Origin of the sequence: Dechloromonas sp. ZY10, from assembly GCF_041378895.1 — a bacterium.
In the GTDB taxonomy this organism is placed as follows: domain Bacteria; phylum Pseudomonadota; class Gammaproteobacteria; order Burkholderiales; family Rhodocyclaceae; genus Azonexus; species Azonexus aquae.
In genome coordinates this window covers 125,780-149,185 of sequence record NZ_CP144212.1, presented here as the reverse complement: position 1 = coordinate 149,185, position 23,406 = coordinate 125,780, and the positions used below count along the sequence as shown (strand labels likewise).

Below are 23,406 nucleotides of genomic sequence, written 5' to 3'. Positions count from 1 at the left end.
TATAGCCACGACTTCTGGTTTTGGCAAGCCACCCGAAAAAATCAGCCCGTACTTGCCGGCAAGCTGCGCATGAAACGTTCCACGTCCTGAAAGCCAACCACCCGCCGCCCTTTGATTTCCTGCCCCTTGGCGTCGAAGAAGATGATTCCGGGCGGACCAAAGAGGCCGAAACGGGCAAGCAAGGCCTTGTCGTCGGCCGAGTTGGCGGTGACATCGGCCTTGAGCAGCGTGAAGCCGGCCAGTCGCGCCTGCACCGCCGGATCGCTGAAGGTGAAGCGCTCCATTTCCTTGCACGAGACGCACCAGTCGGCATAAAAATCGAGCATCACCGGTTTTTGCGCTGCCACCAGGCGGCTCTCCAGCTCGGCCAGCGAACGCACCGGCTCGAACGCCAGTTTGGCGCTTTCGCCGGCGACGGCATTGCCGCCGCGCAGCCCGGCCAGCGGCTGCAGCGGATCGCGGCCACCGGCCAGCGCGCCGATCAGTAGCGCGGCGCCGGCCAGCAGCATCAGGACCCCGATCCCCTTCCAGAAGCGCGGCCAGCCACGGGCGTGCGGCGGCAGCGGGTCGAGGGCGTGCAGGTAGATCGCCGGCACGATCAGCAGCGCGGCCCAGCCGAGCATCTGCGCCACAGCCGGAATCACCGGCGAAATCAGCCACAGCGCGGTTGCCAGCAGGAGCACGCCGAAAGCCTTCTTGACCCCTTCCATCCACGCCCCGCTCTTCGGCAGCAGCGAGCCGCCGAGGGCGCCGACCGCCAGCAACGGCACGCCCATGCCGATGGCCATCGCGAACAATGCCGCGCCGCCGAGTACCGCGTCGCCGGTCTGGCCGATGTAGAGCAGCGCGCCGGCCAGCGGCGCGGCGACGCAGGGGCCGACGATCAGCGCCGACAAGGCGCCCATCAGGAAGACGCCGATACCGCGCCCGCCCTGCAGATGGCCGGACTCCTCCGAGAGCTTGCTCTGCAGCGCAATCGGCAACTGCAATTCGTAGAAGCCGAACATCGAGAACGAAAGGACGACGAAGACCAGCGCGAAACTGCCGAGCACCCAGGGATTCTGCAAGGCCGCCGCGAGCAGGGTGCCGGTCAGGCCGGCAGCGACGCCGGCGGCGGTATAAGTCAGCGCCATGCCCAGCACATAGGCCAGCGCGAGCATGAAGCCGCGTGCATGCGAGGCCTTTTCACCCTGGCCGGCGATGATCCCGGAGAGGATGGGAATCATCGGGAAAACGCAGGGGGTCAAGGACAGCCCCAGCCCGGCGAGGAAGAACAGGCCGAGGTTGGTCCAGAAACCAGCCTGACCGAGCAGAGCGGCGATTTTTCCGCTTTCGTCGCCGTCGACCGTGGCGACATCATTCCCCGCCGCCAGACTGGGGCTGATGGCCGGATCGGGCAGTTCAAGCGCGATTTCCTGGGTTTGCGGCGGATAGCAGACGCCGGCGTCGGCACAGCCCTGCGAGGTGGCGCGCAATTTCAGCGGCAGCGGGCCGGAGGCGTTACGCTCAACCGGGATGCGGATCGCGACCTGCTTGTAGAAGACCTCGACCTTGCCGAAGTTGTCGTCGTTCTTTTCCTTGCCCTTGGGCAGGCTCGGCTCGCCGAGCGTTGCCGCCTCGCCGGCGACGGCAAAACGGAACTTGTCGCGGTAGAGGTAATAGCCCTTGGCGATTTCGTAACGGACTTCGATGGTCTGGCCGTCGAGGGCGCGGGCACTGGCTTTGAAGGCCACCGCCGGGTCGAGGAATTCGTCGGCGTGGGCACTGCCGACAACAAGCGCGCACAGGGCGCAGAGGACAGCGAGGAGGCGCTGGATCATGCCCGGCCTCCGGCCGTCGTTTCATCCGCCACCCATTGCAGGTAGGCCGGCAAGCCGTGACTGACCGGCAGGGCAATGATCTCCGGCACCGCGTAGGGATGCAGTTCGGCGATTCGCGCCTGCAGCGCCGGGTAGGCATCCACGGTCGACTTGCACAGCAGCGGAATTTCGCTGGCCGACTCGACCGCGCCCTGCCAGCGATAAAGCGACTGGACGCGCGGCAGCAGATTGACGCAGGCGGCGAGTTGTTCTTCGACGAGCGCCAGCGCGATGCGGTTGGCGACTTCTTCGTCGGGACAATTGGTGATCACGAGCAAGGTATCCATCGGCAGATTCTACTTGAGCAGGCGGCGGCGGGTCAGGCGCAGGGCAAGGGCGTAGGCTAAGGCGGTGGTCGCCAGCAGCACCATGATGTGCATCAGGGCATCGGCCGGCACCTCGCCGGCGAGCAGCGGCCGCACCAGCGCAACGCCGTGCGCCAGCGGCAGCCAGCTGCCGAGCGTCGCCAGCCAGCCGGGCAACTGCTCGGCGGGAAAGAAGACGCCGGAGATCAGCATCATCGGCGTCACGAACAGCGTGAAGTAGTACATGAAGAAATCGTAGGACGGCGCCAGCGCATTCCAGATCAACCCGAGCGCCGCGAAGCTGAGGCCGAGCAACAGCACCGCCGGCAGCACCCACAGCGCCAGCAGCCCGTGGCTCAGGCCGAGCGCGGCGACCACCGCAAGGATCGCGGCACCCGACAGGCTGGCCTTGCTCGCCGCCCAGACCAGTTCGCCGGCGACCACGTCGGCGAGGCCAAGCGGGGTATTGAGGATCGCATCCCAGGTCTTTTGCACCTGCATCCGCGAAAAGGCCGAGTAAAGCGCCTCGAAGGTTGCGGCATTCATCGTCGAGGCGCAGATCGAGCCACCGGCAAGAAAGGCCAGGTAGGAACTGCCGCCGACTTCCGGCAGCAGGGCGCCGAGGCCGTAGCCGAGGCCGAACAGGTAGATCAACGGATCGGCCAGGTTGCCGAGCACCGAGGGCAGGGCCAGCTTGCGCCAGACCAGAAAATTGCGCTGCCAGACCGGCAACCAGCGGGGCAGCCAGCCGGGCCGGCACCAGACGCGCGGAGCCGAGCGGGGGGGGATTTGCGGAGCAGACATGGCGGCATTTTAGCGCCCCCGCCGCGCAGCCGTCGGGTGCAGTAAAATGCCGTTCTTTGCGCTCTGGATTCTCGGCATGAAAGTACTCGTCACCGGCGCTGCCGGCTTCATCGGCATGACCGCCGCACTGCGCCTGCTGGCGCGCGGCGACGAGGTGGTCGGCATCGACAACCTCAACGACTACTATCCGGTGGCACTCAAGGAAGACCGCCTGCGGCGCCTCGCAGGCCAGCCCGGTTTCCGCTTCATCCGCCTTGACCTGGCCGACCGCGCCGGCATCGCCGAACTCTTCGCCCGCGAAAAGTTTGACCGCGTGGTGCACCTCGCCGCCCAGGCCGGCGTCCGCTACTCGATCCAGAACCCGCACGCCTACGTCGACAGCAATCTGGTTGGCTTCGTGAATATTCTCGAAGGCTGCCGCCACAACGGCGTGCAGCACCTGGTCTATGCCTCCAGCTCCAGCGTCTATGGCGGCAACGCCAAGATGCCCTTCTCCGAGCACGACAGCGTCGACCACCCGGTCAGCCTCTACGCCGCGACCAAAAAGGCCAACGAACTGATGGCGCATACCTACAGCCATCTCTACGGCCTGCCGACCACCGGTCTGCGCTTCTTCACCGTTTATGGCCCGTGGGGCCGCCCGGACATGGCGCCCTTCCTGTTTGCCGGCGCCATCCTGCGCGGCGAGCCGATCAAGGTCTTCAACCACGGCCACATGAAGCGTGACTTCACCTACATCGACGACATCGTCGAAGGCGTGGTCCGCGTCCTCGACCGCAGTGCCACCGCCGACGCCGGCTACGACCCGCTCTCGGCCGATCCGGCCTGCAGCAACGTACCCTACCGGGTGTTCAACATCGGCAACAGCGACCCGGTGCCGTTGATGGACTTCATCGGCGCCATCGAAGCCGCCACCGGCCGCGAAGCCGAAAAAATCTTCCTACCGATGCAGGATGGCGACGTTCCCGCCACCTACGCCGACACCGAACTGCTCGACGCCTGGGTCGGCTTCGCCCCGGCGACTCCGATCGGCGAAGGCGTCGCCCGCTTCGTCGCCTGGTACCGCGATTACTACAAAATTTAGTGCTGAGCGATAGCAAGCAGCCCCCTCTCCTCAAACCCCTCATTCCTAAAAGCTGACAACCAACATGTGCGGCATCGTAGCGGCGGCAGCCACCAGCAATATTGTCCCGGTCCTCGTCGAGGGCCTGCGCAAACTTGAATACCGTGGCTATGACTCGGCCGGGATCGCAGTGCTCGGGGCTGCCGGCGTCGAGCGCGTGCGCTCGGTCGGTCGCGTCGCCGAACTGGCCGCCGCCGCCGCGCAGACCACCGCCAGCACCGGCATCGCCCATACCCGCTGGGCGACGCACGGCGTACCCTGCGAGCGGAACGCCCACCCGCACGTTTCCGGCCCGGTGGCGGTGGTGCACAACGGGATCATCGAGAACTACGAGGCGCTGCGCGAGGAATTGAGCGCACTGGGCTACGTCTTCACCTCGGACACCGATACCGAAAGCATCGCCCACCTGCTCGAAGCGACGCTGCAAGGCGAGCCCGACCTCTTCCGTGCCGTGCAGCAGGTCTGCCGCCGCCTGGTCGGCGCCTACGCGATTGCGGTGATCGACCAGCGCCAGCCGGGCAAGGTGGTCGTCGCCCGCGAAGGTTCGCCGCTGCTGCTCGGCGTTTCCGAGCAAGGCAATTACGCCGCTTCCGACGCCTCGGCGCTGCTGCAGGTGACGCGCAACATGGTCTATCTGGAAAACGGCGATGTCGCCGAGTTGACCGTAGACGGCGTGCGCATCGCCCGCCTCGACGGTAGCCCGGTCGAGCGGCCGGTGCATGTCTCGCAGCTCTCGGCAGCGGCGGTCGAACTCGGTAGCTACCAGCACTACATGCAGAAGGAAATCTTCGAGCAGCCGGAAGCGCTGGCCAATACGCTGGAACTGGTCGGCGGCAGCCGCAGCATCCAGCCCGGCATGCTCGGCGCTGCCGCCGGCGAACTCCTCGCCGAGGTCGATTCGGTGCTGATCCTCGCCTGCGGCACCAGCGCCCATTCGGGGCAGACCGCCCGCTACTGGCTCGAAGCGCTGGCCGGCATCCCGTGCACCGTCGAAATCGCCAGCGAATACCGCTACCGTCTGTCGGTGCCCAACCCACGCCAGCTGGTGGTGGCGATTTCGCAATCCGGCGAAACCGCCGACACGCTGGCTGCGCTGCGCCACGCCAAGGCGCTCGGCCACGCGCGCACGTTGGCAATCTGCAACGTGCCGGAATCGGCCATCGTGCGCGAATCGGCGCTGCGCTTCATCACCCGCGCCGGCCCCGAAATCGGCGTCGCCTCGACCAAGGCCTTCACCACCCAGCTGGCCGCACTGTTCCTGCTCACCCTGGTGCTGGCCAAGCTGCGCGGCCGCCTCGATGCCGCGCAGGAGGCTCGCCACCTCGAACAACTGCGCCACCTGCCGGTCGCGGTCAACAAGGTGCTGGCGCTCGAAAGCGAGATTGCCGCCTGGGCCAAGCGCTTCGCCAACAAACAGCACGCCCTCTTCCTCGGACGCGGCCGGCACTACCCGATTGCCCTCGAAGGCGCGCTCAAGCTCAAGGAAATTTCCTACATCCACGCCGAAGCCTACCCCGCCGGCGAACTCAAGCACGGCCCGCTGGCGCTGGTCGACGCCGAAATGCCGGTGGTGTCGGTGGCGCCCAACGACCAGCTACTCGACAAGCTCAAGTCCAACCTCAAGGAAGTCGAAGCGCGTGGCGGCGAACTCTACGTCTTTGCCGACGCCGACGCCGAAATCCCGGCCTCGCCCAGCGTGCACATGCTGCGCCTGCCCGAACACTACGGCGAACTGTCGCCGATCCTGCACGTCATCCCGCTGCAACTCCTCGCCTACCACGCCGCACTGGTCAAGGGTACCGATGTGGACAAGCCGCGTAACCTGGCCAAATCGGTCACGGTGGAATAAATGGCCACCTATGCCATCGGCGACATCCAGGGCTGCTATGACTCGCTGCAGCGATTGCTCGAACGCTGTGCCTTCGACCCGGCGCAGGACCGCCTGTGGCTGGTCGGCGACCTGGTCAATCGCGGCCCCAAATCGCTGGAAACCCTGCGCCTGATCAAGTCGCTCGGCCCGGCGGCGCTGACCGTGCTCGGCAACCACGACCTCTACCTCTTGATGCAGAGCGAAGGCGGCGCCCGCTTCCGCGCCAAGGACGACACCCTGCAACCCATCCTCGACGCCCCCGACCGCGAGGAGTTGCTGACCTGGCTGCGCCAGCAGCGCCTGTGCCACGTCGAAGGCGACTACTGCCTGGTGCACGCCGGCCTGCTGCCGCAATGGAGCATCGCCCGCGCCCGCGAACTCGCTGCTGAAGTCGAAGCCGCGCTGCAAGGCCGGGACTGGCGCGAATTCATGCACAACCTGTGGGGCAGCGACCCGGCCGGCTGGTCCGACGATCTCGCCGGCTGGCCGCGCCTGCGCGCCATCGTCAACGCGATGACCCGGATGCGCTTCTGCACCCCGGAAGGGATCATGGAATTCCACACCAAAGGCGAAACCACCCAGGCCCCGGCCGGGCATCTCCCGTGGTTCGAAGTCCCCGGCCGAATCAGCGCCGAATCGGTACTGGTCACCGGCCACTGGTCGGCGCTCGGCCTCAAACTCACCCCCAACCTGCTCGCCCTCGACTCCGGCTGCCTGTGGGGCGGGCACCTCACCGCGCTGCGGCTGGAAGACCGGGTGGTATTCCAGGTCGACTGCTCGCCGGGGGAGGCGCAGCCTTTACGGTGAAGGGGAGCCACGGTCGACGTGGTTTTGGTGGGCTTTTTCGGGGTTTTGTGCGTTGACCGTAGAAAAGCACGTCTTGGCTGGGATAGCAGCCAAGCACCCGGCGCCGCCGGTTTGGTCATCCTGACAGGGAGTTCTTTGGATTGATGGCTGGTTTCCGCGCCTGACGCGCGGGCGTACTTTCTTTTGCTTCGCCAAAAGAAAGTAGCCAAAGAAAAGGCGACCCAGGCTACGCGGTCGGCTACGCCGACTCCCCTGCGCTACTCGAACCCGGCGGGGGCTGCGGAACTCGGCCCTGCGGGCCTCAAACAGTCCTCGCCCTTTTTCCGCCGGCTTCTGCGTTGCTCGGCGCTCCACATGGGGAAAACGGCGTCACAGGCTGAAATGCACTGCGATTAAATTTTTTACGGTCGACAGGGAAAATGGGGCGTTTTCTTGGTCAGCCATGGCAAATCTGCGCTCATGCGAAAGAGCATTTGCCATGGACCAGCATCACTGCCGCATGTATGCTCAATGGGATTTTTAAGGCGACGGTCAAGATCATGGTCCGTCCTCCATTTTCCTTTGGAACCCTCAGCATGAATATTTCCGCACTCGAATCAGCATACCAAACCAATCAAGTTGCGCAGGCTATATGCGATCACATGGCAAACCGAGACAAAAATCAAACCGAAACCAAGCTTCATCGAATGCTTACACACCTACAAAATGATGGCTTCGACTTTAAGCGTGGCGACGTCATTGGGGCCTTTCGTTTGCTTGAGAATGTCGGGTGCGGGAAATACGTTGAGGGCCGGCACGGTTGGCCATCACGTTTTGTATGGATGACAAAAAGCCTTCTCGTCTCCTCGGCAGCTAAGGGCCAAGAACCGCCCATACATGAAGCAACACCAGACTGTGACAACGACTCTGCTGAAGACATTGAATTTATTGAACATTCTTTTGTACTTCGGCCAGATATCCCGATTTCCTTTGAGCTGCCAGCAGACCTCACTGAATACGAAGCATCGCGTATTGCCGCATTTATCAAAACTCTGCCATTCGGAGAACACTAATCTACGAAAATGGGCACAGACCACGGTTTTCACCGGACCTGCAAACCGCCCATTTTCAGCGTCGACCGTAAAACAGAGACGGTTTGCCCCTGCCCTCTGCGGCGTCGAGCAGCGCAGAGCACCCGGCGCAGCCGGGCGCCGCAGTGGGCGCGCCTTCTTTTGGCTACTTTTCTTGGCAAGACAAGAAAAGTACGCCCGCCGGTCAACGGCGGAAAACAGCGCCAATTCAGATAAAAACCGCCGGCAAACCTCAGGCCCAGCAACCGCTCCCCCGCCCCCACGGTCAACCCACAGAAAAAACAGAGGACAGACCTCGGTTTTTGCTGGCCCTAAAAAATGATCCATTTTCTGCGTCGACCGTAGCCGCGACGACGCCGGCACCCACCCACCAACAAAAACGGCACCCGCAGGTGCCGTTTTCAAATAGCCTCGCCGCGAAGGCAGGCCGGCGCGGCGTTTAGCGTCCGTCCTTGATCAGGCGCCCGGAGGTCGGCTGGATCGGCCGGGCGTTGTTGCGGTAGAGGCGGCCGAAGATGTTGATCTGTTCCTGCGAGACCTGCACCGGTTGCTTGAGCACCAGCCACAGCACGCCTTCGCTGCACGGCGGGGTGGTCAGCGAGCCCATGTAGGTGTAGTAACCACGGGCGGCGGGGAGCAGGTTGTTGAGGTCGACGGTGGCGGCCGGGTGTTCAACCGGCATGTTTTTATCCAGCGGCATGTGGTTCCACAGCGTCTGGATGAAGGGGTTTTCGACGCCGGGTTCCATCAGCACGGCAACCACCGCCAGTTGGCCGTCGTCGGACTTGTGCACCAGATGTGCAACCATCGCGAAGCTCTTGCCCTGGACGCGCTCTTCCGACGGTTTGTGGAAGTGGAACTGGAGCAGCGAGTAGGTTTTGCCGCCGAGGGTGATCTGGCCCTGCGTGCCGGGTTCGACCTGGATGGTATGACCGTTGTCGACGATCTTGAAGCGGCCGGGGCGGTAATCGAACTGGATCGCTTCGAGGTCGACCTTGATGCCGTCGCGGATGTCGATCGGCGACTGGCGCTGGCCGCTGGCGCAGAGTTTGTTCTTCGGATCAAGCTTGGCCCAGTTGTCGGGCGCGCCTTCGCCTTCATAGGCCCAATGGATGTGCGCGTGCTCGTGCGCGGCCTTGGCGGCATGGGCATCCGCTTCGGGCTTTTTCGGGCGCGGTTTGGGCGCCGGGTTGACGATGGTTTTGACCACCGGCTCTGGAGTGTGCACGGTCTTCTTTTCTGCTTCGGCATTTTCTACAGTTTTGATCACCGGAGCCGGTGTTGCCTTGGCCAGCTCCTTCTTGATCACCGCATCGTTGGCTTCCTTGAGCTTGCTGGTGGTCTCGTTGGCCTTTTGCGCGACTTCGGCGGCCCCTTCCTTGGGCGGGCGGCAGACTTCGCGCAGCACCTTGTCGTCAAGGGTGCCGCTGCGTACCGGCATTGCCGAGCCGTTAACCTCTTCGTCGCGCAGGACTTCGCTTTCGTTCTTTTTGTAAACCCGGCGCAACGTCGAGGCGCTGCGGCTGGCGCAGTCGTACTTGGTCAGGGCTTCGATGACCCGGTAGTTGCCGCCGCTTTTGAGGTCGGGCAGTTCCTTTTCCAGGACCACGCGGCCGGTGGCCTGCACGGTGGTGCCTTCGCGCTTGATGCTGGTGCGATCAAGTTCGATGCGTTTGCCGGGCTCGGTGGTGATGCTTTGCCAGGTCGGCGCAGCAAGGACAACGGAATTAGCCAGCAAGCTGCCGACGGCGAGGGCAATCAGGGACAGGCGCATGATCTAGACCTTTTTGTTTTTGTGCGGATAGCCGCAGGGAGTATCTGATTTCGGCTTGGCGGAGAAAATCTTGAACGCTTTTCGCCGGAGGCCGCTGCTTCCTTGCATTTTGCCTGTCTTTCCAGTAACTTGCAGCCCTCTCGTTAGGGGTGTCCGGGCGCTTCCGGGCTGAGAAATACCCTTGGAACCTGATCGGGTCATGCCGGCGCAGGAAAACGAGCCGTCGAACTTTCGTCGCTCCTTGCCCGTCCTAGCTCGCTGTAATTCAATGCATGGAGCACACATGAACGCCAAAGACAGCTTCGTCGCCGCCAACGCCCAGGTCGACGAAGCGGCCATCCAGCCGCTGCCCAATTCCCGCAAGATCTACGTCGAAGGCTCGCGCCCGGACCTGCAGGTACCGATGCGCGAAATCAGCCAGGCCGACACGCCGACCGCTTTTGGCGGCGAGAAGAACCCACCGATTTTCGTTTATGACTGTTCCGGCCCCTATACCGACCCGGCCGCGAAGATCGACATCCGCTCCGGCCTGCCGGCCCTGCGTGCCCAGTGGATCGAAGAACGCAACGACACCGAGGAACTGCCGGACCTGAGTTCCGAGTTCGGCCGCCAGCGCGCTGCCGACAAGGCGCTCGACGAACTGCGCTTCCCCGGCCTGCACCGCAAGCCGCGCCGCGCCAAGGCTGGCGCCAATGTGTCGCAGATGCACTATGCACGCAAGGGCATCATCACGCCGGAAATGGAATATGTCGCGATCCGCGAGAACCTGAACCGCCGCGCCTATATCGAATCGCTGCGGTCGACCGGCCCGACCGGCGAAAAAATGGCCAAGCTGCTTGGCCGCCAGCACCCCGGCCAGAATTTTGGCGCCAGCATCCCGGAAGAAATCACCCCGGAATTCGTCCGCAGCGAAATCGCCCGTGGCCGCGCCATCATCCCGAACAACATCAACCACCCGGAAAGCGAGCCGATGATCATCGGCCGCAACTTCCTCACCAAGATCAACGCCAACATCGGCAACTCGGCGCTCGGCTCCAGCATTCAGGAAGAAGTCGAGAAGATGACCTGGTCGATCCGCTGGGGCGGTGACACAGTGATGGACCTGTCGACCGGCAAGAACATCCACGAAACCCGCGAGTGGATCATCCGCAACAGCCCGGTGCCGATCGGCACGGTGCCGATCTACCAGGCGCTGGAGAAGGTTAACGGCAAGGCGGAAGACCTGACCTGGGAAATCTTCCGCGACACGCTGATCGAACAGGCCGAACAGGGCGTCGACTACTTCACCATCCATGCCGGCGTACTGCTGCGCTACATCCCGATGACCGCCAACCGGATGACCGGCATTGTTTCGCGTGGCGGCTCGATCATGGCCAAGTGGTGCCTGGCGCACCACAAGGAAAGCTTCCTCTACACGCATTTCGAGGAAATCTGCGAAATCATGAAGGCCTACGACGTGGCCTTCAGTCTCGGCGACGGCCTGCGTCCCGGCTCGATCTACGATGCCAACGACGAGGCGCAACTCGGCGAACTGAAGACGCTGGGCGAACTGACCGAAATCGCCTGGAAGCACGACGTACAGACCATCATCGAAGGTCCGGGCCACGTGCCGATGCACCTGATCAAGGAAAACATGGACCTGCAGCTCGAATACTGCAAGGAAGCCCCGTTCTACACCCTGGGCCCGCTGACCACCGACATCGCGCCGGGTTACGACCACATCACCAGCGGCATCGGTGCCGCGATGATCGGCTGGTACGGCACCGCGATGCTCTGCTACGTCACGCCCAAGGAACACCTGGGTCTGCCGGACAAGGACGACGTCAAGGAAGGCATCATCACCTACAAGCTGGCTGCCCACGCCGCCGATCTGGCCAAGGGCCACCCCGGCGCGCAGATCCGCGACAACGCGCTGTCCAAGGCACGCTACGAGTTCCGCTGGGATGACCAGTTCAACCTCGGCCTCGACCCGGACAAGGCGCGTGAATTCCACGACGAAACCCTGCCCAAGGAATCGGCCAAGGTCGCCCACTTCTGCTCGATGTGCGGCCCGCACTTCTGCTCGATGAAGATCACCCAGGACGTGCGCGACTTCGCGGCCAAGCAGGGCATCGGCGAAAGCGAAGCACTGGAAAAAGGGATGGAAGCCAAGGCCGTCGAGTTCGTGAAGACCGGCGCCGAGATTTACCACAAGGTTTGATTACTGACCGCGCTCGGCCGGCTTGACACGGTCGACCGGCCAGAATCCGAAAAACGGCGGGCGATCACCCCGCCGTTTTTGTTTTACCCTTGCGCCTCATGGATAGCCTGCTCACTTCTGCCCAATTGCTCCCTTTCCTCGCCGCGTCGATGTTGCTGACGCTGGCGCCGGGGCCCGACAACCTGCTGGTGCTGAGCCTGGGGATTGCCCGCGGCCGGCGTCACGGCATGGCCTTCGGTCTCGGCTGCGCGGCCGGCTGCATCAACCACACGCTGCTTGCGGCGCTTGGCGTCGGCGCGTTGATCGTTGCCTCGGAAGCTGCTTTTACCGCCTTGCGCGTCGCCGGCGGGCTCTACCTGCTGTGGCTGGGGCTCAAGGCGATCCGCCATGCCGCCCCGGCCCGGCCGGGCGAGCCGGCGGCAGGCCGCGGCGAGAGCTGTGCCCGGCTGTTCCGGCGCGGGCTGCTAGCGAGCGCGATCAATCCCAAGGTGGTGTTGTTCTTCCTCGCCTTCCTGCCGCAGTTCGTCGCTCCCGGGCGCGGCAACGCCGGCTGGCAGATCGCCCAGCTGGGGGTGGTCTTCATGCTTCAGGCGGCGCTGGTGCTGGCGCTGATCGGGGCCTTTGCCGGCGTGCTCGGCGAGCGCCTGGCCCGCCGTCCCGGCGTTTCGCTGTGGCTGGAGCGGATCGCCGGCGGCGTCTTCGTGCTGCTTGGCGCCCGTCTGCTGACCGGGCGTTGAACATGGACTGCCGTCCCGGCTGCGGCGCCTGCTGCATTGCCCCGTCGATTTCCTCGCTGGCCAAGCCGGCTGGCGTGCCTTGCCGGCATCTCGATGGCGAACTGCGCTGCCAGATCTTTGGCCGGCCGGAGCGGCCAGCCTGCTGCGGCGGCTTGCAACCCTCGCCGGAAATGTGCGGCGAAACCCGCGAGCAGGCCTTGCTCTGGTTGCAGACGCTGGAAGACCAGACCCGCCCGCAATAGTAGAATGCCGCCTCTTGCCTCTTGCGGCAGCTTCTGGACGCCTCTGTTGTGGACCCGCTTCTTCTTTTCAAGGCCTTGATTCTCGGTATTGTCGAGGGCCTCACCGAATTTCTCCCGATCTCTTCGACCGGCCACCTGATTCTGGCCGGCGACCTGCTCGACTTCAACGACGAGCGCGGCAAGCTGTTCGAAATCGTGATCCAGTCCGGCGCGATTCTGGCGGTGGTCTGGGAATACCGCGCCCGCCTCGGCCGCGTTGCCGGCGGCTTGCTGCGCGGCGAAGTCGCGGCGCAGCGCTTCATCCTCAACCTGTTCATCGCTTTCCTGCCGCTGGCCTCGCTCGGCCTGCTCTTCGGCAAGGCAATCAAGGCCCACCTGTTCAACCCGCTGGCGGTGGCGACCACCTTCATCCTCGGGGCATTGGTGATCCTGTGGGCGGAAAAGCGGCAGCATCGCATCCGTATCGACAGCGTCGAGGAGATGCGTCCCGGCGATGCGCTCAAGCTCGGCATCGCCCAGGCGTTCGCGCTGATCCCCGGCACCTCGCGCTCGGGTGCGACGATCATCGGCGGCCTGCTGTTTGGCCTGTCGCGGCAGGCGGCCACCGAGTTCTCCTTCTTCCTGGCGATCCCGACCCTGGGCGTGGCCACGGTCTACCAGTTGTACAAGGAGCGGGCGCTGCTTTCGGCCGACGACCTCGGGATGTGGGCGGTCGGCTTCGTCTCGGCCTTCGTCTCGGCCTTCCTCTGCGTCCGCTGGCTGCTGCGCTACATCTCCAGCCACGATTTCACGATCTTTGCCTGGTATCGCATCGTCTTCGGCGTGGTCGTCTTTGCCACCGCGCATTTCGGCTGGGTGCAATGGACGGCACATTGAGTTCACCGGCCTCCACCGGGTTGCGCACGCCGGGCATCCTCTACCTGCACGGTTTCTGCTCGTCGCCGGCATCATGGAAGGCGCGCCTGCTCGGTGAGGAAATGGCCCGTCGCGGCTTGGCCGGGCACTACCTGTGCCCGCAGCTGTCGCCAATCCCGGCGCAGGCACTGGCCGAGGTCTCGGTACTGATCGAACACACCCTGGCGGCCGGCGGCCCCGGCGCTCGCCTGACCCTGGTCGGTTCCTCGCTCGGCGGCCACTACGCGACCTGTCTGGGCGAAAAATACGGGCTCGATGCGGTGTTGATCAACCCGGCCACGGTCGACCGGCTGGATGTGCAGAAATTCGTCGGCGAACACCACAACTACCACAGCGGCGAACGCTTCGAGTTCACCGCCGAACATGCGGCGCAACTGCGCGCGCAGGTTTGCCGGCCGACGCCGGAACGCTACTGGCTCTGGCTGGAACAGGGCGACGAAGTGCTCGACTGGCGCGATGCCGCCGAATTCTGGGCCGGCTGCCGTCAGAGCATCCTGCCCGGCGGCGATCACAGCTTTGTCCGCTTTCCCGAGTTTCTGCCGCAACTCATTGAATTTTGCGGGATATAATCCAAAGATGAATGTATTGTTTGAAGAAGACGGCGGGTTCAAGGCCGGCAGTGTGATGGCCGACAACGACGCCTCGTTGCAGGTCGAAATGCCCTCGGGCAAGCGCAGCAAGATCAAGGCAGCCACCGTGCTGCTGCGGTTTGAAAAACCCTCGCCGACGCAGTTGCTCGAACAGGCAACGCCGCTGGCCGAGGAAATCGAAGCGGACTTCCTCTGGGAGTGTGTCAGCGATGGCGAATTTTCTTTTCTTGATTTTGCCCGAGACTACTACGGACACGAGCCCTCGTCGGTCGAAGCGACGGCGGTCCTGCTTGCCCTGCACGCAGCGCCGGTCTACTTCCACCGCAAAGGCAAGGGGCGCTTCCGCAAAGCCCCGGCCGACATCCTTGCCGCCGCTCTGGCAAATCTTGAAAAAAAGCGTCAGCAAGCGCTCGCGATGGAAGGCTGGCTTGCTGCGCTGAAGGAGTTCCGCCTGCCGCCGGAAATCGCGGCGATCACCGACGCGCTGCTCTACGCGCCGGACCGCAACAAGCCCGAAACCAAAGCCTTCGAAACCGCCTGCGCAGAAACCGGGCTGACCGCGCCACAGCTGCTGTTCAAGTGCGGCGCGATCAAGTCGCCTTATTACCTGCACTACAAGCGCTTCCTGCGCGAGCAGTTTCCCAAGGGCACCGCCTTCCCGGCACTTGAGGCGCCCGGCCTGCCTGCCGACCTGCCGCGTTCGGAAGTGCGTGCCTTCTCGATCGACGATGCCAACACCACCGAGATCGACGATGCGCTGTCGGTGACCTGGCTGCCCGACGGCGGCAGCCGCATCGGCATCCACATCGCCGCACCCGGACTGGCCATCGAACACGGCTCGCCGCTCGACGGCGTCGCCCGCGCCCGCTTGTCCACGGTCTACATGCCCGGCAACAAGATCACCATGCTGCCCGACGCGGTGGTGCAGAACTACACCCTGGCCGGCGGCGTCGATTGCCCGGCGGTGTCGCTGTATCTCACGGTCGACGCGCAAAAACAGGTGATTTCGCACGAATCGCGGGTCGAGATCGTGCATATCGCGGCCAACCTGCGCCATCACGAGGTCGAGCCCTGGTTCAATGCCGAAACCGTCGGCGGGCCGCTCCCCGAGCAGCCGTTCAAGGACGAGTTGCTCCACCTGTGGCACTTCGCCAACGCCTGCGAGGCACGGCGCGGCAAGCCGTCGGCGGTGCAGGGGGTGAACGACTACAACTTCGCCATCGTCGGTGATCTGGCCGATCCGGAAAGCTGCCGCGTCGAGATCAGCGAACGCAAGCGCGGCAGCCCGCTCGACAAGCTGGTCGCCGAACTGATGATTGTCGCCAACTCGACCTGGGGTGGGCTGCTTGCCGAAAAGAACGTCGCCTGCCTCTACCGCGCCCAGACCGGCGGCAAGGTGCGGATGACCACCTCGCCGCTGCCGCACGAAGGCCTCGGTGTGCCGCAATACGCGTGGATGACCTCGCCGCTGCGCCGCTACTGCGACCTGGTCAACCAATGGCAATTGATCGCCTGCCTGCAGGGACAGCCACCGGCCTTTGCCCAGCGTTCGGCCGAGTTGTTTGCGGCAATGCGCGACTTTGAAATCACCTACGCCGGCTACGCCGACTTCCAGCGCCTGATGGAGCGCTACTGGTGCCTGCGCTGGCTGCAGCAGGAAGGCGTAGACAGCATTGCTGCAACCGTACGCCGCGAACAGCTGGTCAAGCTCGACCGCCTGCCGCTGCTGCTGCGCGTGCCTTCGCTGCCGTCCGGCCTGCTGCCCGGCGCGCGGGTGCAGCTGGCGGTCGAGGCCATCGACCTGCTGGCGCCGGAAGTCAGCTGCCGTTTTGTCGAACTGCTCGACGCCGGTTCGGCCGATGCCGCCGCAGCCTTTGCCGACGAACTCGACGAGAGCGAAGGGGAAGGCGATGCGGAGAACGTCGATGGCGACCCGGCGGAAGCCGCTGGGGAGAAAGCAGCCGGAGCGTCGGCGGAGGAGTCGGCAGCGTGAAGTTGAACCTGCCGGGCTGGCAGCACTGGTGGTCGCCCGAACGCCGTCTGGGGACGGCGCTGGCGATTTCCTTGCTCGCCCATACCGCCTTGCTGATGCTGCATTTCACCCAGCCCGACCTGGCGCGTTCGATGCGCGACAAGGCGATGGACATCGTGCTGGTCAACGCCAAGGGCCAGCGCAAGCCGGCCGACGCGCAAGCGCTGGCGCAGGCCAGCCTCGACGGCGGCGGCAATGAGGACAGCGAGCGGCGGGCCAAGACACCGCTGCCGGCCAGTGCGCAGAAAAGCGCCGGCAACGACCTGCAGCAGATGCAGAAGCGGGTGCAGCAACTCGAACGTGAGCAGAAAAAGCTGATGACCCAGGCCAAGGCCCCGGTCAGCGTCAGCAAGGGTGAGCGCCGTGACGAGCAGCCGCAGCCGGCACCGGTGCTGTCCGGCCTCGACCTGGCCGAAACGGCCAAGGCGATGGCCCGGCTGGAAGCCGAAATCGGCAAGGCCACCGACGAATACAACAAGCGCCCGCGCAAGAAAAACATCGGCATCCGCACCAGCGAATACCGCTTCGCGCAGTACCTTGAAGACTGGCGACAGAAAGTCGAGCGGGTCGGCACGCTGAATTACCCGCCGGAAGCACGCGGCAAATTGTACGGTTCGCTGGTGTTGACCGTGTCGCTCGCCGCCGACGGCCGGGTTCAAACCATCGAGATCAACCGTTCGTCGGGCTACAAGGTGCTCGATGATGCCGCCCGCCGCATCGTCCAGCTGGCCTCGCCGTATTCGCCCTTCCCGCCAGACATCCGGCGCGATACCGATGTGCTGGAAATCACCCGCACCTGGCACTTCAGCCAGGGCGACCAGCTCTCTGCCCGCTAACCCCCTGCCCACAAGCCTGGCCATGACCGACCTCTACTGCGTTTTCGGCAACCCGATTGCCCACTCCAAATCGCCGGCGATCCACAGCGCCTTTGCTGCGGCGACCAGCCAGGACTTGCGCTACGAGGCCCGGCTGGCACCGCTGGATGGTTTTGCCGCCAGCGTTGCCGAGTTCGTCGCCGGCGGCGGGCGTGGCGCCAACGTCACGGTGCCGTTCAAGGAAGAGGCCTTCCGCCTGTGCACCCGACGCAGCGCACGCGCCGAACTGGCCGGAGCAGTCAACACCCTGAATTTTGCCGACGGCGAGATCGTCGGCGACAACACCGACGGTGCCGGCCTGGTCCGCGACATCGTCGCCAACCTTGGCGTCGCCCTCGCCGGTCGCCGGGTCCTGCTGCTCGGCGCCGGCGGTGCCGCGCGCGGGGTGATCGAGCCGCTGCTCGGCGAACGTCCGCAGTCCCTGACGATTGCCAACCGCAGCGCCGACAAGGCCGAACTGCTGGCGGAAATCTTCCAAAAGAACGCGTCGACCGTGAATGCCACGGTCAACGGCGGAAATTACGAAAAACTCGCCGGCCACCGTTTCGACGTGGTGATCAACGCCACCTCGGCCAGCCTTGCCGGCGCCAGCCTGCCGCTGCCACCCGACCTGTTCGCCGCCGGCAGCCTGGCCTATGACATGATGTACGGCAAAGGCGAAACACCCTTCCTGGCGCTCGCCCGTAGCCAGGGTGCAGCACGCTCCGCCGATGGCCTGGGCATGCTGGTCGAACAGGCGGCCGAAGCCTTCCGCCTGTGGCGCGGCGTCCGCCCGGTCACTGCCGGCGTGCTTGCCAACCTGCGCGCCACGCTCGCCGCATGAAGCTGCTCGGCCGCTGGCTGCGCCGGGGGCTGCTGGCGCTGCTCGTGCTTTTCCTGCTCTGGCAGCTGTGGCTGCTCGGCTGGGTGCTGTTCTGGGGCAGCTTCAACCCCGGCTCGACCCGCTTCATGGAAATCCGCCTGGCCGAATTGCGCGAGAAGAATCCACAGGCGCAGCTGCAGCAGCAGTGGGTGCCCTACGAGCGGATTTCACCGCAGCTGAAGCGGGCGATCATCGCCTCGGAAGACGCCAAGTTCGTCGATCACGAAGGCTTCGACTGGGACGGGATGCAGAAGGCGCTGGAGAAAAACCAGAAAAAGGGCAAGCCGGTCGCCGGCGGTTCGACCATCAGCCAGCAACTGGCAAAAAATCTTTTCCTCAGTCCGACCAAGTCTTACCTGCGCAAGGCCGAAGAGGCGATCATCACGCTGATGCTGGAAAGTCTGTGGAGCAAGCGGCGGATTTTCGAGGTTTATCTCAACGTGATCGAATGGGGTAACGGCATTTTCGGCGCCGAAGCTGCCGCCCGCCATTACTACGGCAGCAGCGCCGCCCAGCTCGGCCCGGAACAGGCGGCCCGGCTCGCCGGCATGGTCCCCAACCCGCGCTATTACGACCGCAACCGCAACGCGCCGGGGCTGGCCAAAAAGACCGCGATCATTCTCGGACGGATGCCGGCAGCGGAGATTCCGTAACGCGGCCCGGCCAAGCGCCAGTCGCCAGCAGAAAACCGGGGCGGTCAGCGATGCAGAAAAAAAAGGGGGGGGTTGGTGGAGGGGGAAGGATTCGAACCTTCGAAGGCAGTGCCGTCAGATTTACAGTCTGATCCCTTTGACCGCTCGGGAACCCCTCCACGGGGCAGTGCCGATAAAAATGCCAACAGAGACGGCTGTTGGCAAGGATAGGCAGCTGGTGGACCGAAGGAGGATCGAACTCCCGACCTCCGCATTGCGAACGCGGCGCTCTCCCAGCTGAGCTATCGGCCCATGCCCGCCATTATAGCGTTGTCGGCACCGCCTTGAGAAGCCCGCCGCGCAAGGAACTCGGCAATTCCGCAGCACCCCGGGCTTGACCGGCGCCGGGCTGCCGGTTAAATTAATGACCGACAAGTCATTAATTGCTTATGAATTTCCCGCTTCCTTCCCTTCGCAAGCGCCGCAAAGAAGCGCGTCCGGCCGAATTGCTCGCGGCCGCGCTCGACCTGTTTGTCGCCCGCGGCTTTGCCGCCACCCGCCTTGAAGACGTGGCCGCGCAGGCGGGGGTCTCGAAGGGCACCCTGTACCTCTACTTCGAAAACAAAGAAGCTTTGTTCAAGGCGGTGATCCGCGAAGGCATCGTGCCGGTACTGGTCGAAAACGAGGAAATTGCCGCCCGTCATCAGGGCTCAGCCTTCGACTTGCTGAAAAAGCTGCTCGACAACTGGTGGACCAAGATCGGCCAGACAGCTTATGCCGGCATCCCCAAGCTGATGGTTGCCGAAGCCACCAACTTTCCGGAAGTGGCGCAGTTCTACTTCGAGCAGGTGATCAGCCGGGGCCGGGCACTGCTCGGTGCGGCACTGCGTCGGGGCATGGCCAGCGGCGAGTTTCGCGAGATGGATGTCGAGATCGCCATCGACGTGATCATCGCGCCGGTGCTGATGCTGCTGATCTGGCAGCACTCCTTCGGTTGTTGCGCCGGTTGTCAGCACGATCCGCAACAATATCTACAACTTCATATGGATCTCCTGCAGCAGGGGCTGTTGCGGAGTCAGGTATAATCGCCTTTTGTCGGAACTAAAATATTAGTATCTGCTAATATAAAGCCTGCGGAGACCCACATGAATACCGAGCAAGCGCGCTTCAACATGATCGAACAGCAGATCCGGCCCTGGGAGGTTCTGGATCCACGTGTTCTCGACCTGCTTTTCGTCGTCAAGCGCGAGGACTTTGTCCCTGCCGCCCACCGCAACCTGGCCTTTGCCGATATGGAACTGCCCCTGGCCGCCGGTCAGGTAATGCTGGCCCCGAAGATGGAAGCCAAGCTGTTGCAGGAACTGGCCATCAAGAAAGGCGACAAGGTTCTCGAAATCGGTACCGGCAGCGGTTACATGGCTGCCCTGCTGGCCGCCCACGCCGATCACGTCGTGACCGTCGAGTCGCGTCCCGAACTGGCCGATATGGCACGCGCCAACCTTGAGCGCGCCGGCATCGCCAATGTCAGCGTTGAAACCGGCGACGGTGCCAATGGCTGGGCTGCCCGCGGTCCTTACGATGCGATTGTGCTGTCCGGCGCCGTACCCGCGATTCCGGCCAGCATCCTCAAGCAGTTGCGTGTCGGCGGCCGTCTGGCGGCCGTGGTCGGCAGCGCACCGGTCATGGAAGCGCAACTGGTGACCTGCACCGGCGAAGGCGTTTTCAACACGGTCAACCTGTTTGAAACGGTAATTCCGTCGCTCGACGGCTTCGCCGCCGCCGAAAGCTTCTCGTTCTGATGCAGCAGATTCGCGCCCATCAACTGGCAGACTGGCTCGCCGATGCTTCCCGCCCGGCACCGCTGCTGCTCGATGTGCGCGAACCCTGGGAATTCGAGCTCTGTCACATTCCGGGCTCGCTGCACATTCCCATGCACCTCGTACCGATGCAAGACGGGGAACTGGATGCGGAACGGGACATCGTCGTGATCTGCCACCACGGCGGCCGCAGCATGCAGGTCGCCATGTTCCTGGAGCGCAAGGGCTATGCCCGGCTGTTCAACCTCGCTGGCGGGGTTGAAGCCTGGGCGGCCGAAGTCGATCCTGCCATGCGTCGTTACTGAGGAAACCATGTTCAAGCTCTCCCGCCTGCTCGTCGCCACCGCTATTCCAGCCCTGTTCCCGGCTCTGACCTTCGCAGCCGACCTGGCACAGATCTATCGCCAGGCGCAGGACAATGATCCGCAGTTCATCGCCGCCCGCGCGACGCTGGAGGCGGGCCAGGAAAAGGCGCCGCAGGGGTTGTCCGGCCTGTTGCCGAATATCTCGCTGAGTGGCGCCACGACCTGGAACGACAACGAGATCAAGCCGCACGGCGGCGGTGCGATGAGCAACCCACGCTTCAACAGCAACAGCTACCAGCTGACGCTGGCGCAGCCCTTGTTCCGCTGGCAGAACTGGATTGCCTATGACCAGGCCAAGCTGCAGGTAGTGCAGGCCGAGGCCAGTTTCGAACAGGCCCGGCAGGACCTGATCCTGCGCGTCGCCCAGGCCTATTTCGATGTCCTCAATGCCGGAGAGAATCTGCAGGCGGTGCAGGCCAACAAGGCGGCCATCGCCCAGCAGCTTGAACTGGCGAAAAAGAGCTTCGAAGTCGGAACCGCGACAATCACCGACACCCACGAAGCGCAGGCCCGTTACGACCTGGCTTCGGCCCAGGAGATCGCCGCCGAAAGCGATCTGGAAGTGAAACGGCGGGCCCTGCAGGCGATTGTCGGCACCGAGCCGGGCGTCCTCGCCGCATTGCGCAAGGAGGCCGAACTGAGCCCGCCACAGCCGGCCGACATGGCCCAGTGGGTCAGTGCTGCCGAGAAGGACAGCTACAGCGTGCAGGTGCAGCGGGCGCTGGCCGACATTGCCGAGCGCGAAGTCGACAAGCAACGTGCCGGCCACTACCCGACGGTCGACCTGGTGGCCAACCAGGGGCACAGCAAGAGCTATTTCGGCGGCAACCTGATCGATACCGATTTCAAGAATGCCGGCATCCAGATCAGCATTCCGTTGTTCCAGGGTGGCGGCCAGGTTTCGCGCCAGCGCGAGGCCGCAGCCAACCGTACGGCGGCCCAGGCCGGCTTCGAAGCGGCGCGGCGCGGTGCCGCACTGGCCGCCCGTCAGTATTACCTTGGCGTCGCCAACGGCTTGGCCCAGGTCAAGGCACTGAAGGCAGCGCTGGTCTCGTCGCAATCGGCACTGGCATCGAACAAGCTGGGTTACGAAGTCGGCGTGCGCATCAACATCGATGTGCTGAACGCCGAGAACCAGGTCTATAACACTCGCCGCGATCTCGCCCGCGCAACCTTCGACACCCTGCTGGCGCAATTGCGCCTGAAAGCGGCAGTCGGTGCCTTGGGCGAAGAAGACCTGCTGCGGGTCAACTCCCTGCTGGATCCGCGCCGCGACGTTCCGACCGGCGCCCGATAAATTCGAGCATCCGTGCCGTTGCGCCCCGGTGCGCAGCGGCAAAGGCCTGCGCCGCCTCCCGCATTGCCGCGCGTTCGGCCTTGGTCTGCAGCAAATCCTGCACCCGTCCGACCAAATCGTCGGCATTGGCGACCCGCCGCGCGGCTCCGGCCGCCAGCGCATCATCAGTCGCCTGAGCAAAATTGAAGGTATGCGGCCCGATCAGTACCGGGCAGCCGCAAGCGGCGGCTTCGATCAGATTCTGCCCGCCTAGCGGCAGCAAGCTGCCACCAATGAAGGCGAGGTCGGCAGCAGCGTAATAAGCTGCCATTTCGCCCATGCTGTCCCCCAGCCAGATTTCTGCCTCCGGCGGCGGTAGACCGTGGCTCCGGCGAGCGACCGTAAATCCGGCAGCCCGGCAGAGGCTGGCCACTTCGTCAAAGCGCTGCGGATGGCGCGGCACCAGGATCAGCAGCGTGCCATTCGCTGCGGCCTGCCGCCAGGCCGCCAGCAGCAAGGCTTCTTCGCCCTCGCGGGTACTCGCCGCCAACCATACCGATCGCTCGCCGAACGCGGCGCGCCAGCGGTGCCCCAGAGCCAGCTTGTCGGCAGCCGGACTGACATCGAATTTGAGATTGCCGCAAACCTCGACCGAGGCCGCACCGAGCGTCTGCAAGCGCTCCGCATCGGCAAGCGTTTGCGCGGCGACGCCGGAGAGTGCAGCAAAAGCAGGCCGGGCCAGCGCGGCAAAACGGCGGTAGCCGCGCGCCGAACGGGCCGACAGGCGAGCATTGGCGAGCAGCACAGGAACAGCATGGCGACTAGCTGTGGCCAGCAGGTTGGGCCAGACCTCGGTTTCCATCAGGACGCCGAAGCGCGGTGAAAAATGGCGAAAAAACCGGTCGACCGTGAATGGCAGGTCATACGGGAGATAACACTGAAATACCCGTTCGCCGTAAATTTCGCGGCCAGTGGCACGACCGGTCGGAGTCATGCCGGTGAGCAGGATGCGACAGTCCGGATGCTGCGCCAGCAGGCCGTCGATCAACGGCTGGGCGGCCCGGGTTTCGCCGACCGAGACGGCATGGACCCAGATCAGCGGGCCGTCCGGGCGCGGCGGGAAAAAACCGTGGCGCTCGCCGAGATGCTGCAGGTAATCGGGCTGGCGACGGGCCCGCCAGAGCAGGCGCAGCCAGATCAGCGGCAGCGCCAGGAAAAAGCACAGCGAATAGAACCAGCGGGCCATCGAGA

Annotated in this window: 22 protein-coding genes, 2 tRNA genes and 1 riboswitch; of the genes, 17 read left to right on the top strand and 7 right to left on the bottom strand. The window is 64.3% G+C overall.

Going from position 1 to position 23,406, the window contains the following annotated elements:
• Positions 1-41: 41 nt before the first annotated feature.
• The 3 genes from dsbD to VX159_RS00745 are packed head-to-tail and all read right to left on the bottom strand — an operon-like array spanning position 42 to position 2,968.
• A complete protein-coding gene (gene dsbD, locus VX159_RS00755; RefSeq protein ID WP_371324091.1) occupies positions 42-1,820 on the bottom strand; it encodes a protein-disulfide reductase DsbD in 1,779 nt (592 codons plus the stop codon).
• The gene (gene cutA, locus VX159_RS00750) at positions 1,817-2,146 is read right to left on the bottom strand and encodes a divalent-cation tolerance protein CutA (RefSeq protein WP_371324090.1); all 330 of its coding nucleotides are present in this window, start codon (positions 2,144-2,146) and stop codon (positions 1,817-1,819) included. Before cutA ends, dsbD begins: the two co-directional genes overlap by 4 nt.
• Positions 2,147-2,155: 9 nt before the next feature.
• A complete protein-coding gene (locus VX159_RS00745; RefSeq protein WP_371324089.1) occupies positions 2,156-2,968 on the bottom strand; it encodes an ABC transporter permease in 813 nt (270 codons plus the stop codon).
• Positions 2,969-3,044: 76 nt separating this feature from the next.
• Between VX159_RS00745 and VX159_RS00740 the strand changes: the two genes are divergently transcribed.
• The 4 genes from VX159_RS00740 (at position 3,045) to VX159_RS00725 (ending at position 7,820) form a co-directional block, all read left to right on the top strand.
• Positions 3,045-4,052: an NAD-dependent epimerase gene (locus VX159_RS00740; RefSeq protein ID WP_371324088.1), complete on the top strand. Its 1,008-nt coding sequence runs from the start codon at positions 3,045-3,047 to the stop codon at positions 4,050-4,052.
• A 64-nt stretch (positions 4,053-4,116) separates the two neighbouring features.
• Entirely contained in the window at positions 4,117-5,940 is a 1,824-nt protein-coding gene (glmS, locus tag VX159_RS00735; RefSeq protein ID WP_371324087.1) for a glutamine--fructose-6-phosphate transaminase (isomerizing), read from the top strand.
• Complete coding sequence (locus VX159_RS00730; RefSeq protein WP_371324086.1) at positions 5,941-6,768, top strand: symmetrical bis(5'-nucleosyl)-tetraphosphatase; 828 nt, start codon at positions 5,941-5,943, stop codon at positions 6,766-6,768.
• A gap of 419 nt (positions 6,769-7,187) precedes the next feature.
• Positions 7,188-7,820: a hypothetical protein gene (locus VX159_RS00725; protein ID WP_371324085.1), complete on the top strand. Its 633-nt coding sequence runs from the start codon at positions 7,188-7,190 to the stop codon at positions 7,818-7,820.
• A gap of 457 nt (positions 7,821-8,277) precedes the next feature.
• On the opposite strand, the gene VX159_RS00720 is transcribed toward VX159_RS00725, so the two are convergent.
• Positions 8,278-9,612: a carbonic anhydrase gene (locus VX159_RS00720; protein ID WP_371324084.1), complete on the bottom strand. Its 1,335-nt coding sequence runs from the start codon at positions 9,610-9,612 to the stop codon at positions 8,278-8,280.
• A gap of 135 nt (positions 9,613-9,747) precedes the next feature.
• A riboswitch (TPP riboswitch) is annotated at positions 9,748-9,843 on the top strand.
• Between the two features lie 52 nt (positions 9,844-9,895).
• Here VX159_RS00720 and thiC point away from each other — a divergent pair.
• The 9 genes from thiC (at position 9,896) to mtgA (ending at position 18,718) form a co-directional block, all read left to right on the top strand.
• Complete coding sequence (gene thiC / locus VX159_RS00715; RefSeq protein WP_371324083.1) at positions 9,896-11,812, top strand: phosphomethylpyrimidine synthase ThiC; 1,917 nt, start codon at positions 9,896-9,898, stop codon at positions 11,810-11,812.
• A gap of 98 nt (positions 11,813-11,910) precedes the next feature.
• Positions 11,911-12,549, top strand: coding sequence for a LysE family translocator (locus VX159_RS00710; RefSeq protein WP_371324082.1), 639 nt, complete (start codon positions 11,911-11,913; stop codon positions 12,547-12,549).
• Between the two features lie 2 nt (positions 12,550-12,551).
• On the top strand, positions 12,552-12,791 hold the full coding sequence (locus VX159_RS00705) for a YkgJ family cysteine cluster protein (protein ID WP_371324081.1): 240 nt from the start codon (positions 12,552-12,554) through the stop codon (positions 12,789-12,791).
• A gap of 48 nt (positions 12,792-12,839) precedes the next feature.
• Positions 12,840-13,667: an undecaprenyl-diphosphate phosphatase gene (locus tag VX159_RS00700; RefSeq protein WP_371324080.1), complete on the top strand. Its 828-nt coding sequence runs from the start codon at positions 12,840-12,842 to the stop codon at positions 13,665-13,667.
• Positions 13,652-14,275 carry a YqiA/YcfP family alpha/beta fold hydrolase gene (locus tag VX159_RS00695; RefSeq protein ID WP_371324079.1) on the top strand — a complete coding sequence of 208 codons (624 nt, stop codon included), beginning with the start codon at positions 13,652-13,654 and terminating at the stop codon, positions 14,273-14,275. Before VX159_RS00700 ends, VX159_RS00695 begins: the two co-directional genes overlap by 16 nt.
• Positions 14,276-14,282: 7 nt before the next feature.
• Positions 14,283-16,289, top strand: a complete 2,007-nt coding sequence (locus VX159_RS00690; RefSeq protein WP_371324078.1) for a ribonuclease catalytic domain-containing protein — start codon at positions 14,283-14,285, stop codon at positions 16,287-16,289.
• On the top strand, positions 16,286-17,164 hold the full coding sequence (locus VX159_RS00685) for an energy transducer TonB (RefSeq protein WP_371324077.1): 879 nt from the start codon (positions 16,286-16,288) through the stop codon (positions 17,162-17,164). Before VX159_RS00690 ends, VX159_RS00685 begins: the two co-directional genes overlap by 4 nt.
• A 22-nt stretch (positions 17,165-17,186) precedes the next feature.
• Entirely contained in the window at positions 17,187-18,026 is an 840-nt protein-coding gene (gene aroE, locus VX159_RS00680) for a shikimate dehydrogenase (RefSeq protein WP_371324076.1), read from the top strand.
• Positions 18,023-18,718, top strand: coding sequence for a monofunctional biosynthetic peptidoglycan transglycosylase (gene mtgA, locus VX159_RS00675; RefSeq protein ID WP_371324075.1), 696 nt, complete (start codon positions 18,023-18,025; stop codon positions 18,716-18,718). Before aroE ends, mtgA begins: the two co-directional genes overlap by 4 nt.
• A gap of 73 nt (positions 18,719-18,791) precedes the next feature.
• Here mtgA and VX159_RS00670 read toward each other — a convergent pair.
• A tRNA-Tyr gene (locus tag VX159_RS00670) sits at positions 18,792-18,876 on the bottom strand.
• Between the two features lie 57 nt (positions 18,877-18,933).
• A tRNA-Ala gene (locus tag VX159_RS00665) sits at positions 18,934-19,009 on the bottom strand.
• A 137-nt stretch (positions 19,010-19,146) separates the two neighbouring features.
• Between VX159_RS00665 and VX159_RS00660 the strand changes: the two genes are divergently transcribed.
• Genes VX159_RS00660 through VX159_RS00645 form a run of 4 tightly spaced genes read left to right on the top strand, consistent with a single transcriptional unit; the run spans position 19,147 to position 22,176 of the window.
• Entirely contained in the window at positions 19,147-19,782 is a 636-nt protein-coding gene (locus VX159_RS00660) for a TetR/AcrR family transcriptional regulator (protein ID WP_371324074.1), read from the top strand.
• Positions 19,783-19,842: 60 nt separating this feature from the next.
• Positions 19,843-20,496, top strand: a complete 654-nt coding sequence (locus VX159_RS00655; protein ID WP_371324073.1) for a protein-L-isoaspartate O-methyltransferase — start codon at positions 19,843-19,845, stop codon at positions 20,494-20,496.
• A complete protein-coding gene (locus VX159_RS00650) occupies positions 20,496-20,819 on the top strand; it encodes a rhodanese-like domain-containing protein (protein ID WP_371324072.1) in 324 nt (107 codons plus the stop codon). The genes VX159_RS00655 and VX159_RS00650 overlap by 1 nt, the downstream gene beginning before the upstream one ends.
• Before the next feature lie 7 nt (positions 20,820-20,826).
• The gene (locus VX159_RS00645; protein ID WP_371324071.1) at positions 20,827-22,176 is read left to right on the top strand and encodes a TolC family outer membrane protein; all 1,350 of its coding nucleotides are present in this window, start codon (positions 20,827-20,829) and stop codon (positions 22,174-22,176) included.
• Here VX159_RS00645 and waaA read toward each other — a convergent pair.
• Positions 22,127-23,401, bottom strand: a complete 1,275-nt coding sequence (waaA, locus tag VX159_RS00640) for a lipid IV(A) 3-deoxy-D-manno-octulosonic acid transferase (protein ID WP_371324070.1) — start codon at positions 23,399-23,401, stop codon at positions 22,127-22,129. The genes VX159_RS00645 and waaA overlap by 50 nt on opposite strands.
• Between the last annotated feature and the right edge of the window lie 5 nt (positions 23,402-23,406).

What these genes read in the sequence shown, in the direction of transcription:
- dsbD (WP_371324091.1), bottom strand. Translation starts at nt 1,820, where the DNA reads ATGATCCAGCGCCTCCTCGCTGTCCTCTGCGCCCTGTGCGCGCTTGTT.
- cutA (WP_371324090.1), bottom strand. Translation starts at nt 2,146, where the DNA reads ATGGATACCTTGCTCGTGATCACCAATTGTCCCGACGAAGAAGTCGCC.
- VX159_RS00745 (WP_371324089.1), bottom strand. Translation starts at nt 2,968, where the DNA reads ATGTCTGCTCCGCAAATCCCCCCCCGCTCGGCTCCGCGCGTCTGGTGC.
- VX159_RS00740 (WP_371324088.1), top strand. Translation starts at nt 3,045, where the DNA reads ATGAAAGTACTCGTCACCGGCGCTGCCGGCTTCATCGGCATGACCGCC.
- glmS (WP_371324087.1), top strand. Translation starts at nt 4,117, where the DNA reads ATGTGCGGCATCGTAGCGGCGGCAGCCACCAGCAATATTGTCCCGGTC.
- VX159_RS00730 (WP_371324086.1), top strand. Translation starts at nt 5,941, where the DNA reads ATGGCCACCTATGCCATCGGCGACATCCAGGGCTGCTATGACTCGCTG.
- VX159_RS00725 (WP_371324085.1), top strand. Translation starts at nt 7,188, where the DNA reads ATGGGGCGTTTTCTTGGTCAGCCATGGCAAATCTGCGCTCATGCGAAA.
- VX159_RS00720 (WP_371324084.1), bottom strand. Translation starts at nt 9,612, where the DNA reads ATGCGCCTGTCCCTGATTGCCCTCGCCGTCGGCAGCTTGCTGGCTAAT.
- thiC (WP_371324083.1), top strand. Translation starts at nt 9,896, where the DNA reads ATGAACGCCAAAGACAGCTTCGTCGCCGCCAACGCCCAGGTCGACGAA.
- VX159_RS00710 (WP_371324082.1), top strand. Translation starts at nt 11,911, where the DNA reads ATGGATAGCCTGCTCACTTCTGCCCAATTGCTCCCTTTCCTCGCCGCG.
- VX159_RS00705 (WP_371324081.1), top strand. Translation starts at nt 12,552, where the DNA reads ATGGACTGCCGTCCCGGCTGCGGCGCCTGCTGCATTGCCCCGTCGATT.
- VX159_RS00695 (WP_371324079.1), top strand. Translation starts at nt 13,652, where the DNA reads ATGGACGGCACATTGAGTTCACCGGCCTCCACCGGGTTGCGCACGCCG.
- VX159_RS00690 (WP_371324078.1), top strand. Translation starts at nt 14,283, where the DNA reads ATGAATGTATTGTTTGAAGAAGACGGCGGGTTCAAGGCCGGCAGTGTG.
- aroE (WP_371324076.1), top strand. Translation starts at nt 17,187, where the DNA reads ATGACCGACCTCTACTGCGTTTTCGGCAACCCGATTGCCCACTCCAAA.
- mtgA (WP_371324075.1), top strand. Translation starts at nt 18,023, where the DNA reads ATGAAGCTGCTCGGCCGCTGGCTGCGCCGGGGGCTGCTGGCGCTGCTC.
- VX159_RS00660 (WP_371324074.1), top strand. Translation starts at nt 19,147, where the DNA reads ATGAATTTCCCGCTTCCTTCCCTTCGCAAGCGCCGCAAAGAAGCGCGT.
- VX159_RS00655 (WP_371324073.1), top strand. Translation starts at nt 19,843, where the DNA reads ATGAATACCGAGCAAGCGCGCTTCAACATGATCGAACAGCAGATCCGG.
- VX159_RS00650 (WP_371324072.1), top strand. Translation starts at nt 20,496, where the DNA reads ATGCAGCAGATTCGCGCCCATCAACTGGCAGACTGGCTCGCCGATGCT.
- VX159_RS00645 (WP_371324071.1), top strand. Translation starts at nt 20,827, where the DNA reads ATGTTCAAGCTCTCCCGCCTGCTCGTCGCCACCGCTATTCCAGCCCTG.
- waaA (WP_371324070.1), bottom strand. Translation starts at nt 23,401, where the DNA reads ATGGCCCGCTGGTTCTATTCGCTGTGCTTTTTCCTGGCGCTGCCGCTG.